Annotated in this window: 1 protein-coding gene; it reads left to right on the forward strand. The window is 47.8% G+C overall.

The window, feature by feature from the left end; genetic code table 11:
* A partial coding sequence (locus tag R7R24_RS29175) for a TIGR01620 family protein (RefSeq protein WP_318120521.1) occupies positions 1-569 on the forward strand: 569 nt, incomplete at both ends.

Genomic DNA, 569 nt, shown 5'->3' on the forward strand with positions numbered 1-569 from the left:
GGCGGGTTTCATTACTGCTGTGGCATCATTGGGCCTAGGGACCATCGGTAAAGAACTCTGGAAGCTACGTAAATTAAGAAATCATTTCAGTATTCAAGAAGAAGCCGAACTGCTCGTTCACAGTGACAGTGTGGGTAAAGGCAAGGTGTTTTGCGAAAAGGTGGCAGAACAGAGTGGTGTATTAGCAGAGAACCCAGGCTTTGATCGCTGGCAGAACAGCATTAATCCAGCACACAGTGATGCGGAAATCCTTGATATGTACGATTCTATGGTCGTTAGTCAACAAGACAAGCTCGCTACAAAAGTGGTTTCTCAGCACGCGACTGAGTCTGCTGCGCTAGTTGCGGTAAGTCCACTCGCCGCCGCTGATATGTTGCTGGTGGCGTGGCGAAACTTCAAAATGATCGATAACTTATCCAAAGTGTATGGCGTTGAATTAGGTTATGCTTCGCGCATCAAGCTATTGAGAGCGGTATTCGTGAATATGGCAGCGGCAGGTGCAAGTGAGTTAGCCATTGACGCCGGTATGGATTTGATGTCGATGGATCTTGCTGGCAAAGTTTCTGCTC

It is taken from the genome of Vibrio sp. 704 (genome assembly GCF_033339295.1).